13 protein-coding genes are annotated in these 15,693 nt (G+C 32.7%); 9 read left to right on the top strand and 4 right to left on the bottom strand.

The features are described 5' to 3' along the window. Nucleotides 1-237: 237 nt before the first annotated feature. On the bottom strand, nt 238-867 hold the full coding sequence (locus tag CCORG_RS02490) for a uroporphyrinogen-III synthase (RefSeq protein WP_025803008.1): 630 nt from the start codon (nt 865-867) through the stop codon (nt 238-240). Between the two features lie 9 nt (nt 868-876). Then, nucleotides 877-2,415 (bottom strand): glutamine-hydrolyzing GMP synthase, encoded by a 1,539-nt coding sequence (guaA, locus tag CCORG_RS02485; RefSeq protein ID WP_025803009.1) that lies wholly within the window; start codon nt 2,413-2,415, stop codon nt 877-879. Between the two features lie 152 nt (nt 2,416-2,567). Here guaA and CCORG_RS02480 point away from each other — a divergent pair, with 152 nt between their 5' ends. The 5 genes from CCORG_RS02480 to CCORG_RS02460 are packed head-to-tail and all read left to right on the top strand — an operon-like array spanning nt 2,568 to nt 9,897. After that, nucleotides 2,568-3,026 carry a hypothetical protein gene (locus CCORG_RS02480; RefSeq protein ID WP_025803010.1) on the top strand — a complete coding sequence of 153 codons (459 nt, stop codon included), beginning with the start codon at nt 2,568-2,570 and terminating at the stop codon, nt 3,024-3,026. Continuing rightward, nucleotides 3,013-4,818: an excinuclease ABC subunit UvrC gene (gene uvrC, locus CCORG_RS02475; RefSeq protein WP_025803011.1), complete on the top strand. Its 1,806-nt coding sequence runs from the start codon at nt 3,013-3,015 to the stop codon at nt 4,816-4,818. Before CCORG_RS02480 ends, uvrC begins: the two co-directional genes overlap by 14 nt. A 46-nt stretch (nt 4,819-4,864) precedes the next feature. Next, nucleotides 4,865-5,626 (top strand): hypothetical protein, encoded by a 762-nt coding sequence (locus CCORG_RS02470; RefSeq protein ID WP_025803012.1) that lies wholly within the window; start codon nt 4,865-4,867, stop codon nt 5,624-5,626. Beyond that, nucleotides 5,623-9,525: an ATP-binding protein gene (locus CCORG_RS02465; RefSeq protein WP_025803013.1), complete on the top strand. Its 3,903-nt coding sequence runs from the start codon at nt 5,623-5,625 to the stop codon at nt 9,523-9,525. Before CCORG_RS02470 ends, CCORG_RS02465 begins: the two co-directional genes overlap by 4 nt. Nucleotides 9,526-9,534: 9 nt before the next feature. Beyond that, nucleotides 9,535-9,897 carry a response regulator gene (locus CCORG_RS02460; RefSeq protein ID WP_025803014.1) on the top strand — a complete coding sequence of 121 codons (363 nt, stop codon included), beginning with the start codon at nt 9,535-9,537 and terminating at the stop codon, nt 9,895-9,897. Nucleotides 9,898-9,929: 32 nt separating this feature from the next. Here CCORG_RS02460 and dnaJ read toward each other — a convergent pair whose 3' ends face one another. After that, a complete protein-coding gene (gene dnaJ / locus CCORG_RS02455) occupies nt 9,930-11,039 on the bottom strand; it encodes a molecular chaperone DnaJ (RefSeq protein ID WP_371827743.1) in 1,110 nt (369 codons plus the stop codon). A gap of 116 nt (nt 11,040-11,155) precedes the next feature. On the opposite strand from dnaJ, the gene CCORG_RS02450 reads away from it, so the two are divergent. From CCORG_RS02450 to CCORG_RS02435, 4 genes are all read left to right on the top strand, one after another. Further along, entirely contained in the window at nt 11,156-11,827 is a 672-nt protein-coding gene (locus CCORG_RS02450) for a response regulator transcription factor (protein WP_172658540.1), read from the top strand. After that, nucleotides 11,824-13,107 (top strand): ArsS family sensor histidine kinase, encoded by a 1,284-nt coding sequence (locus tag CCORG_RS02445; RefSeq protein WP_025803017.1) that lies wholly within the window; start codon nt 11,824-11,826, stop codon nt 13,105-13,107. Before CCORG_RS02450 ends, CCORG_RS02445 begins: the two co-directional genes overlap by 4 nt. After that, nucleotides 13,107-13,670 (top strand): recombination mediator RecR, encoded by a 564-nt coding sequence (gene recR / locus CCORG_RS02440; protein WP_025803018.1) that lies wholly within the window; start codon nt 13,107-13,109, stop codon nt 13,668-13,670. The genes CCORG_RS02445 and recR overlap by 1 nt, the downstream gene beginning before the upstream one ends. 165 nt (nt 13,671-13,835) lie before the next feature. Next, nucleotides 13,836-14,114, top strand: coding sequence for a hypothetical protein (locus CCORG_RS02435; protein ID WP_152534257.1), 279 nt, complete (start codon nt 13,836-13,838; stop codon nt 14,112-14,114). A gap of 110 nt (nt 14,115-14,224) precedes the next feature. Here the strand turns inward: CCORG_RS02435 and pyk are convergent, their stop codons facing one another. After that, nucleotides 14,225-15,691, bottom strand: a complete 1,467-nt coding sequence (pyk, locus tag CCORG_RS02430) for a pyruvate kinase (RefSeq protein ID WP_025803020.1) — start codon at nt 15,689-15,691, stop codon at nt 14,225-14,227. Nucleotides 15,692-15,693: the final 2 nt, after the last annotated feature.

The raw sequence follows: 15,693 nt of genomic DNA, 5'->3' as shown, positions 1-15,693 counted from the left end.
TAAGTTAAGACCCGAGTGAGCGGTGCGTGTTTGAATCGGCCCTAATAAAGCCAATCTTGCAGTTAGAGACTTCCTTTAGGTCGCAACTTAAGCCACGTCTCACCAGAAGCCCACATCACCGCCTTACTAAATGTGTTGGACCATCATAATGACGCTACCAAATCACTCAGGCTTTTAGAATTATACCTAAATTTGCTTAAACTACTTAGTGTATGAGAAGATTTTTTAGCTTTTAGGCTAAATTTTAGCAAGTTTTATGCACTCTTTAATATTTTGAGTCTTTGAGATGGTTAGATTTTGGTATTTTTCTAGAAGTTTTGCGGTAGCATTTCCAATAGCTATAAGTTTATAGCTCTCATCGATGCTAAAATTTCTTAAAAACCCTTCAACATTTGATGGCGAAGTAAAGATAAGAGTGCTTTTTAAAGGTGGTTTAAGTGAGCTATCTAAATCCAAAAAGGTGTTTTCATATGCTACTACTAGCGTTAAATTTATGCCATTAGTAGCTAAAATTCCAGCAACATCAGAAACTGTTTTTTTTGCTTTTAAAAATAGAGTTTTTTTGTTTTTAAGAAATGGTAAAATTTCATAAGCAAACTCATTTCCGTGAGAGTTTTTAGCGGTATAAATACCTTTAAATCCAAAATTTAAAGCCTCTTTTGTGGTGCCTTCGCCTATACTAAAAACTTCTAAATTTGCTAATGGAATTTGGTTAAATTTTAAAGCTTTTATAGAGTTTTTTGAAGTTATTACCAAAGCTTCAAATTTGCTTAAATCCACACTAAATTTACAAAACTCAATCTCACACACCTTTAAGTTTTTAACGCTTTCATCTGGCGTGTGAGAGATTAGATAAATTTCACTCATTTATAAAGCTTATTCCCACTCAATCGTTGCAGGTGGCTTGCTTGAAATGTCATAAACAACTCTGTTTATACCATCAACCTCGTTGATAATTCTGCGACTTACATTTTCTAGTAAATCATAAGGCAACCTTGAAAAACTTGCCGTCATTCCATCGCTTGCATCCACAACTCTTACACACACGGCATTTTCATAAGTTCTATTATCGCCCATAACACCAACTGAGCTTACATTTAATAAAACGCAAAATGCCTGCCAAGTTTTCTCATACCAACCACTTGATTTAAGCTCTTGCCTTAAAACAACATCAGCTTTTCTTAGTAACTCAAGTCTTTCATTTGTAACTTCGCCCATTATTCTAATTGCTAGACCTGGTCCTGGAAAAGGATGGCGAAAAACTAAATCACGACTTAATCCAAGCTCAAGTCCCAAAGCCCTAACTTCATCTTTAAAAATTTCACGCAGTGGCTCAATTAGCTCAAATTTCATATTTTCAGGAAGTCCGCCAACATTGTGATGACTTTTTATAGTCTTACTAGCCCCTCCAAAACTACTACTTTCTATAACATCACTATAAAGCGTTCCTTGAGCGAGGTATTTTACATCCTCAAACTTCGCAGCAACTTTTTCAAAAATTCTTATAAAAGTATTGCCTATTATTTTTCTTTTTTTCTCAGGATCAATTACACCTTTTAAAAGCGTAAGGAAAATCTCACTTGCATCTATGCTTATTAAATTTATTCCAAGTTTTGTCTTAAAAGTATCGCTTACTTGTTTTGCTTCACCTTCTCTTAAAAGTCCGTTATCAACAAAAACTACGATTAAATTCTCAGGTACAGCGTGAGCTAAAAGTGCCGCAACAACCGAACTATCCACCCCGCCACTTACAGCACATAAAATTTTATCATTTCCAACTTGCGATTTTATTTTCTCGCACTCGTTTTTAGCAAAACTTCCCATGTTCCAAGTGCTTTCACAACCACAAATATGCTTAGCAAAATTCTTTAAAATTTTATCGCCAAATTCAGTGTGTGCAACTTCTGGGTGAAACTGTAAAGCATAAATTTTAAGCTCTTCATCGCCAAAAGCACAAAATGGCGAATTCTCAGAATTTGCAAGCTCTTTAAAATTTTCTGGAAGTTTTTCTACCTTATCAGAGTGGCTCATCCAAACAGTTTGAGAATCCGAAGTATCAGCAAAAAGCTCACTTTTACCGACTAAATTTAAAGTAGCCTTACCATACTCTTTTTCATTTGCTGGAACTACTTCGCCATTGAAATGCTGGGCGATTAACTGCATGCCATAACAAATTCCTAAAATTGGCAAATTTAGATCAAAAATCCCCTCATCAGGAAGATAAGCATCTTTTGCATAAACGCTAGCTGGCCCACCACTTAAAATAATGCCTTTTGGGCTTTTTGTCTTTATAGTATCAATAGAAACATTATATGGTAAAAGCTCTGCGTAAACGCCTTGTTCTCTTAAGCGTCTTGCGATAAGCTGAGTGTATTGTGATCCAAAATCAAGTATAATGATGTCTGCTGTTTTCATATCCGTCCTTAAAAAATTTCGCTTATTATATCAAATTTAACTAAAATTTATCTAGAAGTAGTTGTGTTTACATCTCTTGGAGTATAAACAGGCGGTCCTTTATATCCACAACCTACAACAAAAATTAAGAGTAAAACTGCTATAATTACTTTATGAAAAGCACCAAAGATATCATTAGAGAAATTCATAATCTTCCTTTATATTGTCAAAATGCTGATCTTCAAGACCTGCTTGGGCTATTTAGTCCTACTCATAAACAAGTTATCGCTTTTATATATAAAAAAGATAACCTTTTAATGATAGCTTGTAAGCATCCACTTGGTCTTTTAGAACTAAAAAAAGATAGTAACATAAAAATCATCAAAGAGTTATTAAAAACTTTTGTAAAATTTAGACCAAACTCAAATTTAAGCGAAATTTCAGATATAAAATTCTTTGTAGCAACCGAATATATGAAGAAAAAGGAGAAATTTAAGCAAAGAGTTAAATTGAGCCTTCAAATTCAGCCATACATTGAAAAAAGTGATGGCAAATTTCAAAACAATATCAAAAACGAGGAAAATTCTAAGCTTTTTGAAGAGATAAGGGAGCTAATAATTGCTAGAAAATGAGGTAAAAACTCTTCCAAATTTACCAGGAGTTTATCAGTATTTTGACAGTAGCGGTAAACTTTTATATGTTGGAAAAGCTAAAAATTTAAAAAACCGCATTAAAAGCTACTTTAGTTTTACACCAGAATTTGGCTCAAGCCCTAGAGTTAGTTCTAGAATTTCAAAAATGCTAAACGAGGCAGTTCATCTTGAGTATATAGTTACAAAAAGCGAAAGTGATGCTTTAATACTTGAAAATTCCTTTATCAAACAGCTTAACCCAAAATACAACATCTTGCTTCGTGATGATAAAACATATCCATATATTTACATAAATTTAAACGATGAATTTCCGCGTTTTGAACTTACCAGAAAGGTAATAAAAGGCTCTAACATTAAATATTTTGGACCTTATTTTAGAGGTGGGAGAGAAATTTTAGAGATTTTATATACAGAATTTCCTCTAGTTCAGCGAAAAAACTGCATCAAAGATAAAAAAGCCTGTCTTTACTATCAAATCAGTCGCTGCCTTGCTCCTTGTGAAAATAAAATTTCATCTGATGATTATAAACAGATAGTTAATAACGCAATAAAAGCCCTTAAAAATCCAACAACTCTCGTACCAAATTTAGAAAAAAAGATGTTTGCTCTTGCTAATAGTGAGAATTTTGAGCAAGCTGCTAAAGTTAGGGATAATATAACGCTTCTAAAAGAGATTGATGTTAAAGTTGAAGTTGATTTAGCTAGGCTTGAAGACTTTGAAGTTATTGCTATAAATGTTTTAAAGGGCTTTATTTGTGCGGTTAGATTTAGCGTTAGAGATGGTAAAATTTCAAATTCAAATTTTAGGATAACAAACTCTAAAACTAATGATTTTAGTGAAATTAATGAAATTTATAGGCAAGTTATTTTAGATGCTTTTCCTCTAAATTCGCCCGTTGCTTCATCAAAAATTTATACTTATCACGCTATTGATGATAGCGATGTTTTAACTGAAATTTTAACTAATCGTCACGATAAGAAATTTGAGATAATCACCCCTAAAATAGGTGAAAAAAGAAAAATTTGTGAAATTGCAATGAAAAACGCAGAAATTAATATACTAAAACACATCAAAACTCATGATTTTAGCCTTTTAGCCGAGATAAAAGAGTACTTTAATCTATCAAATTTACCTGTAAATATAGAAGCTTTTGATAACTCTCATATGATGGGAGAAGCCATTGTTGGAGCGATGATTGCTTATAATGAAAGTGGTTTTTTAAAGCAAAATTATCGCCATGCTTACCTTAAATCAAAGAATGATTATGATCAAATGAGTGAGTTTTTAACGCTAAGAGCTAAGCGTTTTACAAAGTTAAGTCCGCCAGATTTATGGGTTATAGATGGGGGAAAAGCACTTCTTGATTTAGCAATAAGCATCATTGAAAGTAGTGGTGCAAATAGCGATGTTATAGCGATCTCAAAAGAAAAAGTTGATGCAAAAGCTTATAGAGCAAAAGGCAGTGCTAAAGATAAAATTTATACTAAAAACGGTGTATTTAACCTAAATCCTGATGATAAGAAACTACAGTTTTTTCAAAAACTTCGCGATGAAGCACACCGCTTTGCCATAAGTTTTCATAGAAAAAGCAAAACAAAAGCAGATTTAGAAAAATCAAAGCTTTTAAAACTAGGTCTTAGCGAAGGAAAGATTAAGAAACTATTAAATTTTTATGGAACTTTTGATAAAATTCACAGCGCAGAGCCTGAAGAAATTAGAAATTTAATAGGAAAAACAGCCACAAATAAACTTTTTAACAACAAATTCTAAAAATATATGGTAAAATATGGCGTAAATTTCTTATAGAAAGGATAAGATGTTACTTTACAGCTCAAATTTTGAACTCTTAGGTATGTCTAAGAGCGTTCTAGATTTAGTAGGTTATCCGAGCTTTGGTAGTTTTTGTTCATCTTATAGCGATATATCTGATCTTTTTGTAAACAAAAAAGGAGATGAAACTTTTTACATAGAGTCTATGTTAAATAGTAAAAAACCTTTAAATGTCGAACTAAGAGATAGAGATAATAAAGTTATAAAAGCACAGATGTATGTAGAAAAAATAGAAAATTACTATGTTGTTTTTTTATCACCTAGCTATAAAAAAGAGCTTCCAAAAGCCTTACAAACACTAACTTTAGATAGAAAATATAGCAATTCTTTTTTGATATCAAACATCTTTAGGCAATCTTTCAGCTCAGAAGTAAAAAGACTTGAAGAAGAGAGCTTTCATAATAACGCAAACAAGGATAGTGTTGACATGGAGTGGTTTTTATATACCATCAATAAGCTTGGTGTAAAAGAGGATAGTTTTTTACAGATGCTAGATGAACTTGTCAAATACACAGATGAAAATAGTGAATTTTTACACGAATCACTGGTCTTTGGTGATAGATCATCATACTCAAATATATTAGATAAAATAAAAGATACTTCTAAAAGTCTAGGTATAAAACCACTAGCTAGAAGTGTATACAAACTTGAAAATTCTCAAATTTCTGAAATTTCAGCAAATTTTAGAGAGTATCAAGGTATTATTACAGAAATTAAAAAAATTATAGATAAAAGGAATGCGTCATGAGGTTAACTACCACTACATTGCTAAAGCTTATAGCATATATACCGATTTTTATAATCATACTAGTTGTTTCACTGTATTTTTATAGCTCTTTAAAAAGCTATCAAGATGCTAACGAACTTACCACAAGACTTGAGATAAACAAAGCTGCACAAGAATTTGTTCGTCAACTTGGAAGCGAAAGAGGCATTAGTTCCATATATGCTTCAAGTGAAGGAAGATTTAATATCCAAGAAATTCTAAAAATTCAAAGAGAAAAAACAGATTCAGAGATAAAAAATCTAAATAGTTATATTGCAAACTACAGTAGCCGTGGAGGCTTTGTAGATAAAATGCTATCTTTTATATCTAAAAACGAATTTCCAAGCGAAATTTTACAAATTCAAACTCTTGCTAATCAAATAGGTCAAGTAAGGGCAAATATTGACAGCATTAGCGTTCCATTTGATCAAATTTTTGAAGAGTATTTTTTAAAGATAGATAATCTATATTCACAATATCTACAAAATTTACAATCATACTCAACAACTCCTCAAATCGCTGCCATCGCCTCCAACCTTATATTATCCCATGACTCAGACCAGGCGTCAGCTTACGAGCGTGATTACGTTCTTATGGCACTATCAAAAGGTGGAGCTGTTCCACCAGCAAATATGGAGCAGTGGTATAAGATTAGTGCTAAGAGTAGTTTACCATCATTTACTACTCTTCCAGAGTCTGAAGCAAAAAGTAAAGTATTAGCTCTTTTAAATAACCCAGACTCTCAATACATTATCACAAATTCTAACTTTTTAAATGTTAAGTTGCAACAAGAAGCTATTACTGGTGATTTTACAGCAAGTGTTATGGAGTGGTTTGCTGTGGCTAGTGATAAAGTTAAACTATCTGGTGAGCTTACAAAAATTATCGATGCAGAACTTGCTAATATAACAAATGAATATAAAAGCGTTATCCAAAGACAACTTGGTATTGCTGCTTTAGTAACTATAATTGCAATACTGTTATTTGTTGTTGCTTCAAGAATCATTAGGAATTTTCAACAAAATATTAAAGAACTTGATAGTGTTCTTGGTGGAATTGGTCAAATTTCTGGTCAAAACCTTGATATCGATCTTAACACAAGCGATGGTATTACAAGAGCTTACTCTGTTATTCAAGATGCGATTGACGTTATTGCTACACAAAAGGAAAGTGCTGAAGAGGCAAATAAAGCTAAATCTATCTTCCTTGCAAATATGTCACACGAAATCAGAACACCATTAAATGGTATTATAGGCTTTACAGAACTTCTTAAAAATACAGAACTTGATGATGAAAAAAGAGACTATGTAGAGACAATAGAAAAAAGCTCTGAAAACCTTTTAACAATTATTAATAACATTCTTGATGTTTCTAAGATTGAGAGCAACAAAGTTGAGCTTGAAGATATATTATTTGAACCAATTAATGACTTTGAGGGCGCCATAGAAGTTTATGCTGCTAAAGCAAGTGAAAAGAGTATTGAGTTTTTATCATATATCGATCCAAGTCTTGTTAACCATCTATATGGCGATATTACTAAAATCAAAGAAGTTATAATTAACCTTCTAAGCAATGCTGTTAAATTTACACCGGAAGGACAGAGTATTCTTGTTGATATTAGAAGAAAACCATCTGATATAGAAGGCGAAGCTATTATTCACTTTAGCGTAAAAGATACTGGTGTTGGTATTGAAAAAGATAAACTGGGTAAAATTTTTAGTGCATTCTCACAAGCTGATTCAACCGTTACAAGGCAGTATGGTGGTACGGGTCTAGGTCTTACAATTTCATCTAAATATGTATCTATGATGGGTGGACAACTTGAAGTTACATCAAATGTTGGAGAAGGCACAGAGTTCTTCTTTACACTATCATTTAAAGAGACCAAAAAACTTAATGGACACGCGATATATGCCCCAATTAAAGGAAAAAGATTTGCTCTAGTTACTGACGATAGCAATAGTGCTTTTAACCAAATAATAAAGAGCTATCTAACATACATGGAAGCAGATCTTACAATGCTGCCAAATGATTCTCAAATTTCAGCTGATAAATTTGATATAACGCTTGTAAGACTTAAGAACTATCCACTAGTTGAAAGAAGTGGAATTATACCAACGGTAATAATTGCTGATCTAAGAGAGCTGCAGGCCCTAAATATAGAAAATAGTGAAAATATATTTACTATGGCAAAACCTGTTAACTCTTCTAAAATTATCAAACTAGTTGATAGAATTTCAAAGCAGGGAAATATAAAACAGGTTCAACCTGCACAAATAAACAACGCAGTAGCTGATACACCAAAACCAGCAGTAAAAGAAGCCCCAAAAGTAGAAACAAATAGCGATTCAATAAGCGATTTAAGAGCTATACTTCAACAAAAATCACATCAACAACCAGCTGAGGAAACTTTAATACCTAAAGAAGAGGAGGTGATTTTAGAAGAGGAGCCTGTATCTAAAGAGATAGTTGAGGAAATAAAAGAGCCTGATACTGGACTAAAGATAACTGAGAAAGCAACTCAAGAGCCTGTAGTAGAAGCACCAAAAGAGGAGCCTTATTCTACAATAAAATTAGATGATGAAATAGCCCTAGCTGAGCCTGAAGAGTTAGAAACTATAACTCTTGATGATACTGTAGCTTTAGATGATACAATCACTCCAGATAGTAGCATTGCTTTAGAAGATGATACAATAGATAATAGGATTATTTTAGACAACACACCATCTGTTACAATGGATACTATTGATGAGCCTCAAGATAGTCAAGAAGAAGAAACTATAATGGTTGATGAGATTGTAGAGCAAGAGGTTACTGAATATGTTGAAGTTGATGAGGAAGTTACTGAGTATGAAGATCAAGAAGTAGAGATAGAAGAAGAGATAGAGGTTCCATCTACTACTACAATAACAGCTAAACCTGGACAGGTTACCTACAATGCAAACGTGTTAGTAGCTGAAGACAATGAGATTAACCAAAAACTAATTAAACACACCCTAAGTAGTTTTGGTCTAACCCTAACAATAGTTGAAAATGGTCAATTAGCTCTTGAACAAAGAAAAGAAAAAGACTTTGATATTATATTTATGGATATCGCAATGCCTGTTATGGATGGAGTGGAAGCAACTAAACAAATTAAACAATGGGAAGCCGAAACAGGTAATAAACATGTTCCAATAGTTGCAGTTACAGCCAATGCTCTTAAGGGTGATAGAGAGAGATTTATGTCTCAAGGTCTTGATGAGTATTGCACAAAACCTATCAAAAAAGAGATTCTTGGCGATATGTTAGCTATGTTTATACCTGAGAAGATGGTTAGTGGCGATAAGCCAGCAATGACAAAACAAAAAGTTAAAAGAAAGGTCATTAAAAAAGTTCCTAAAACGGTTATTAAAAAGGTTAAAAAACCAGTTACTGTTAAAAAACAAGTTGTCGTTCAAAGACCTAAGGTGGTTAAAAAAGATGTTGCTAAAAAACCTATGGTAGAAGCAACTATAGAACCAAAAATAGAAGCTAACCCAAATATAGAAATGTCTAAAAATTTAGCACAAAAAGATATCTTAATATCTAAAAAAAGTAGCTTAGAAAATAAGATATTTGGCACTATACTTAGGCAGATTACTAGTAGCGTTGATACAGCTTCAACTATATCTGAACTAAAAGAACTTATAGCAGCTAATGACTACAGTTTAATACTAGTTGACTCTAAAGTTCCTAACTTTAATATAGATGAAATAAGAAACTCTGTTAAAGAAACAACAAATATAGTTGTTTTTGCCAAGAGCGAAGAAGCATCCTTATTTGAAGGTAGAGCAACTCAGGTGATCGAAAACAAGATCAGCAAATCAGAGCTAGAAAAATTAGCTAAAAAATATATTTAGGATGAAAAAATGAATGTACTTGTAATTGATGATGATTTTATAAATATAAAATTGGTTGAAACTTTTCTTAAAAAGCATGGTGGCGTTAGTGAGATTATTAAAGCTTCAAATGGACTTGAAGCTTTAAATACTCTAACAGAAAGAAGCGACATTGGTCTTATACTTCTAGATATAGTTATGCCTGTTATGAATGGGCTTGAATTTTTAGATAATGTTCAAGTAAAAGAAAAAATCGTTAATATCCCAGTAATTGTTCTTACTACAGATGAGACGACTAAAAAAGAAGCATTTAGCAAAGGGGCAACTGATTTTCTTACTAAACCTATATCTGAAAAATTACTATTTGAAAAAATAGGTAAATTTTTTAAATAGACAGATAAGCTAGCCTAAATTTAAAAGGCTAGCTACTTTTTAAATTTAGCTTTTACTCTATCAAAAAAACCGTCCTCTTGTTTTATAGTCTCATCGCTTTTTATACCAAAGCTTGATTGTAGCTCTTTTATAAGTTTTTCTTGATTAGCATCTAGTTTTTTAGGCATCTTAATTGTAACTTGTGCTATTAGATTTCCCTTTTTCTTAGTTCTAATATTTTCTATGCCCTCACCTTCTATAATAAACTGCTCTTTATCAGCCGTACCAACTTTAAGTTTTAACTCTTTTGTTCCATAAAGTGTTGGGATAGATACAGTCTCACCAAGCATAGCTTGAGTTATAAAAATTGGAACCTCAACATACACATTATCACCATCTCTTACAAATTTATCACTATCTTTGACTCTTATAGCGATATATAAATCTCCATAATCGCCACTTTTAGATAAATTTCCTTTATCAGCAAGTCTTATTTTTATACCATTATCAACACCTTTTGGTATATCAAATTTAAAGTTAACTTCTTCTTCTTTGTAGCTTTTACCATTACAAGATGAGCATTTTGTCTTTAAGATTTCACCTTGTCCATGGCAATGTGGGCAGGTTTGAACAAAACTCATAAAGCCTCTTTTTTGGCTTATTTGACCTCTTCCGCCACAAGTTTGGCAAGTTTGCTTTTCTCCCCCAGTACCATTACAGCTTTGGCAAGGAACTTTTCTTTTATAGTTTAGCTCTTTTTCTACACCAAATACAGCATCTTTAAAATCAACAACTATAGCTATTTCAATGTCTAATGGATAGTTATCAACACTTTTGCTTCTTGAGCCACTTCTTGAGCCAAATCCATCTCCAAAAAATGAACTAAATATATCTCCTAAATCAATATCTTCAAAGCCACTAAATCCGCCGCCAAAGCCGCCCATATTTAGACCGTCTTTGCCATATCTATCATACATTGCTCGCTTTTGTTCATCACATAAGCACTGATATGCCTCATTTATCTCTTTAAATTTACGCTCTGCTTCTTTATCGCCTTGATTTCTATCTGGGTGGTACTGTAAAGCAAGTCTTCTAAAAGCCTTTTTTATCTCATCACTACTTGCATCTCTAGCTACACCCAAAATTTCATAGTAATCACTCAAATCTATATCTCCATTTTTTATATTAAACCTGAATTCTACCTAAAAATATTAAAATGACGCTAAAACTTTACTAAATTTTAGATATAATGGTAGCAAAAAAATGAAAGGACTTTAATATGATAAATGTTTTAATGATCGAAGATGATGGTGAGTTTGCACAAATTTTATCTGAATATCTAATCAAATACAACATAAAGATTACAAATTATGAAGATCCATATCTTGGACTAAGTGCCGGGGTTAAAAACTATGATTTGCTTATTTTAGATCTGACTCTTCCTGGAATGAATGGACTAGAAGTTTGTAAAGAGATAAGAGAAAAATATGATATTCCTATCATAATAAGCTCAGCAAGAAGCGATGTAGCAGATAGAGTTGTGGGTTTACAAATAGGTGCTGATGATTATATGCCAAAACCATACGATCCAAAAGAGATGCACGCTAGGATAATGAGCCTTATTAGACGCTACAAAAAAACAGCAGAAGCTCAAGAAGAAGTAGTTGATAGCGCATTTAGAGTTGATGAGAGAAGACATGAGATTTACTTTCACAACGAGCCTTTAACCCTAACTCCAGCTGAGTATGAAATTTTAGAGTATCTTATAAAACAGCATAGCTTTTCTGTGTCAAGAGAGCAACTCGTATATCACTGCAAGAGCCTAAAAGACAAAGACTCAAAAAGTCTTGATGTAATCATTGGTCGCTTAAGAGCTAAGATTGGCGATAACTCAAAAGCCCCAACACATATATTCTCAGTTCGTGGAATTGGATATAAGCTTTTAGGATGAGATACTCACTTAGTACGAAGATTAGCGTCGTTTTTGTTATCGTTTTTGCACTTGTTTGTATGCTTTTTGCAACATTTGGCAAAATTCAGATAAACGACGCCATAGATAGGATGAAAATTTCTCAATCCAACTCTATAAATTATCTACTTGGGCTATACCAAAGAGGCATGCCACCTAACGATACAAAACAGTATTTTAGTAACTTTAATATGTACATAGTTGAAGATAAAAATTTAGCATCAAATGTTCTAACAAGTGGCAAAATTTTATTTAATAACGCAAGTCCACTTGGTGAGTTAACTTCACTTCAGTATCAAAACAACATATACTTACATATAAACAACCAAAATACCACCTTACTTCTTGGTGGAACTGGCACTAAAAATATAAACGATCCACTTTGGATAGGGTTTTTTATCACGATTATTTTACTATCTTCGCTATATTTTTCAGTTGTGAAAAGTCTTGAACCACTAAAAAGGCTTAACAACAACATAAAGAAATTTGCAACTGGAAATCTAGAAACAGCTAGCCTAAATGTAGAAGGAAATGATGAAATAGCACAAGTTGCGGCTGAATTTGATAAAGCTGTAGTTAAAATCAAAGAGCTAGTCCGCTCTAGGCAGCTTTTTTTAAGAACCATAATGCATGAGCTTAAAACCCCGATTGGAAAAGGCAGAATAGTATCAGAGATGCTTGATGATGAGCTTCAAAAAAAACGCCTCATAAATATCTTTGAGCGTTTAGAAATTTTAATTAACGAATTTGCTAAAATTGAACAACTCCTTTCAAAATCCTACACCATAAATTTTGAAGAGTATCACTTTAGTCTTATCATCGAACAAGCAAGAGACATGCTTATGCTTGATGATTGGGAAAAGCATATAAATGTAGAGTACAAAGATGATATTATTTTAAATGTTGATTTTCAGATGTTTACTTTAGCCATTAAAAACCTAATCGATAACGCCTTAAAATACTCAAGCGATAAAAAAGTTGATATAGTGTGTTCAAAAGAGCAAATTCTTATATCAAATTTAGGAAACCCACTTCCGATGGGTATTGAACACTATAAACAAGCTTTTGTTAGAAATAAAGATGAAAAAACAACGGGTATGGGGCTTGGGCTATACATAATAGACAGAATTTGCGATATGCATAAATTCTATCTTGACTATTATTACAGTAATGGTAGGCATAATTTCTGCGTGATATTTGATAGAGATGCTATGTTGGCTTGCGAACTTCCTACTCCAAAAAAGGGGCTTTTTAAAAAGTGATGAGTTCTAAATTTGATGAACTTGTAGAAGCTTTTAGTAAGCTTCCAGGTGTTGGTAAAAAATCAGCCCTTAAATACGCTTATCATGTAAGTATAGATAACTCATTTGCAGGGCTAAATTTAGCGCATTGTATAGAAGATGCTGTAAAGGCGTTAAGAAGATGTGAAAACTGTGGAGCAATAAGTGAAGATGAAATTTGTGAAATTTGTGCTGACAGCTCAAGAGATAGCTCCACTCTTTGTATAGTTGAAAACCCAAAAGATATACTTATCTTAGAAAAAAGTGGTGCTTATAAGGGACTCTATTTTGTCCTTGATGATATAAATAGCGATATAGTTGAAAAGCTCATAAATTTCACGCAAAAAAACTCTACAAATGAGATACTTTTTGCCATGACTCCTGGTATAAACAGCGATGGCATAATGCTATATATAGAAGATAAATTTAAAGGCTCAAACATACTCTTTAGCAAAATCGCTCAAGGAATTCCAACAGGCGTAACTCTTGATAATATCGATACTCTTTCACTAACCAAAGCAATAAACGATAGACGAGAAATTTAAAAAGTATCTATTTTAGAGTGTTTATTGCGTTTAAATTCTTAAAATAAATAACTATATTATTACTTTTTAAATTTATACCTAAATTTCAGTTTTGTCACAGTATAAGAATAAAATTTTAATTATAAGGATGGTTGAGATGAAAAAGTTTTTTCAGTTTGTGTTTTGTTGGGGTTTATCTTTAGTGGTTGTAATGGTGGTGAAGTAAGAACAAAAGCTTATTTTGCTAATAATCCAGATGAGATTAATTCTCTTGATTGCAACAAAGAAAAACTTAGTAAAAAAGAACAAAAAGAGTGTGATAATGCAATGGAGATTAGTGCTTTTTTGTCTATGCTAAAAACAGCCGAATTATCTTACAATACCGATAAAAATAGCTATGAGACATATTTAAGCGAGAGTAGTAAAAAGTCTATGGAAAAATCAAAAGATTCTTTAAATAAATGACAAAATAGACTAGAAGCTATTAAAGCTGGTAAAGAAGATTAAATCAAATATAATCTTTAAATTTACTAATTATTAGCTACATAAAAGGGGCAAATTTAGCCCCTTAAAATTTAGCGAACCTTAATGCTCTCTTTTATCCTAACTACATCTTTATAGTAATCAATCTGATCTTTTTTGATTATACGGATATAGTTTGTGCTTCCTGCTATGCCTGTTGGAAAACCTGCTGTCATGATATAGGTTTGATTTTCATCTATAAAGCCCTTATTATAAGCTTCCACTATAGTATCAGCTATAAGAAAATCAACATCTTTTTTCTCTTTTACCATTATCGGTTTTACGCCCCAAGCTAGAGTTAAAAAGTGAGCAGTCTCTTCATCGTGACTTACACCATATATCGGCATACAAGGGCGATTTCTTGCCATTTTTATAGCAGAACGACCAGAACCTGTGATAGATAAAATCGCTGTAGCTTTTATGTTTGTCGCAAGGCTAACGGTGCTGTTTGCCACCATATCAGTCTCATCAAAGCACTCCATATTTCTATTGTAAGGATAAATTTTTTCTATCTCTTTTATGGTGTTTGTCATTGCTTTAACAACCTGAGCAGGATGCTTTCCAACAGCACTCTCTTCGCTTAACATAACAGCATCAGTTCCGTCTAAAACAGCATTTGCCACATCGCTTATCTCAGCTCTAGTTGCTCTTTCATTTTCTGTCATACTTAGCATCATCTGAGTTGCTGTGATGACTGGACGAGCTTTTGCGTTTGCTTTTTTGATGATCATTTTTTGAATGTTTGGTACTTCATAGTAAGGCACTTCTATTCCAAGATCGCCACGAGCTACCATTATCCCATCACTTGCCTCAATGATATCATCGATGTTTTCAACAGCGTCAAATTTCTCAATCTTTGCAAAAATCCTAGCCTTACTTCCAAGCTCATCTAAAATTCTTCTAACCCTTAAAACATCACTAGCTTTTTGGACAAAAGATACAGCCACAAAATGTACGCCATTTTTAGCGCCCCACTCTAAATCTTTCATATCTTTTTGGGTAATTACATCGATATCTATTCTGGTATTTGGAAAATTTACACCTTTATTTGAAGTAAGAATTCCACTGTTTTCCAAAGTTGCCACAATCTCATCATCACTAGCTTTTATAACTTTTGCTCTTATAGCTCCATCACAAAGATATATAAACTCGCCTTCTTTCATAAGAGATAAAATTTCAGGGTGATTTATAGATAGTTTGTAGCTTTTTTCATCTATTTTTTTTCCAACTATTTCATCTTTTATAAAAGTCAAAGTATCTCCAGCATGAAGGCTAAACATCTCTTCAAGCTTACCAACTCTAACCTTTGGGCCGCTTATATCTTGAAAAATTCCAAGCCTTTTTCCTGTGATTTTTTCAGCCTCTTTTATCTTATCTAAATTTGACTTATGATAAGCGTGATCGCCATGGCTAAAGTTCATTCTAAAGGCGTTTACTCCTGATTTTGCAAGTTCTATTATGGTATCTAAATTATCACTTGCTGGACCTATTGTCGCTAAAATTTTGGTCTTTTTATTCATCT

This window comes from Campylobacter corcagiensis (genome assembly GCF_013201645.1).
In the GTDB taxonomy this organism is placed as follows: Bacteria; Campylobacterota; Campylobacteria; order Campylobacterales; family Campylobacteraceae; genus Campylobacter_B; species Campylobacter_B corcagiensis.
Note: the sequence above shows the minus strand (reverse complement) of the source record. Positions and strands in the feature narration are given on the sequence as shown.

What these genes read in the sequence shown, in the direction of transcription:
- CCORG_RS02490 (WP_025803008.1), bottom strand. Translation starts at nt 867, where the DNA reads ATGAGTGAAATTTATCTAATCTCTCACACGCCAGATGAAAGCGTTAAA.
- guaA (WP_025803009.1), bottom strand. Translation starts at nt 2,415, where the DNA reads ATGAAAACAGCAGACATCATTATACTTGATTTTGGATCACAATACACT.
- CCORG_RS02480 (WP_025803010.1), top strand. Translation starts at nt 2,568, where the DNA reads ATGAAAAGCACCAAAGATATCATTAGAGAAATTCATAATCTTCCTTTA.
- CCORG_RS02470 (WP_025803012.1), top strand. Translation starts at nt 4,865, where the DNA reads ATGTTACTTTACAGCTCAAATTTTGAACTCTTAGGTATGTCTAAGAGC.
- CCORG_RS02465 (WP_025803013.1), top strand. Translation starts at nt 5,623, where the DNA reads ATGAGGTTAACTACCACTACATTGCTAAAGCTTATAGCATATATACCG.
- CCORG_RS02460 (WP_025803014.1), top strand. Translation starts at nt 9,535, where the DNA reads ATGAATGTACTTGTAATTGATGATGATTTTATAAATATAAAATTGGTT.
- CCORG_RS02450 (WP_172658540.1), top strand. Translation starts at nt 11,156, where the DNA reads ATGATAAATGTTTTAATGATCGAAGATGATGGTGAGTTTGCACAAATT.
- CCORG_RS02445 (WP_025803017.1), top strand. Translation starts at nt 11,824, where the DNA reads ATGAGATACTCACTTAGTACGAAGATTAGCGTCGTTTTTGTTATCGTT.
- recR (WP_025803018.1), top strand. Translation starts at nt 13,107, where the DNA reads ATGAGTTCTAAATTTGATGAACTTGTAGAAGCTTTTAGTAAGCTTCCA.
- pyk (WP_025803020.1), bottom strand. Translation starts at nt 15,691, where the DNA reads ATGAATAAAAAGACCAAAATTTTAGCGACAATAGGTCCAGCAAGTGAT.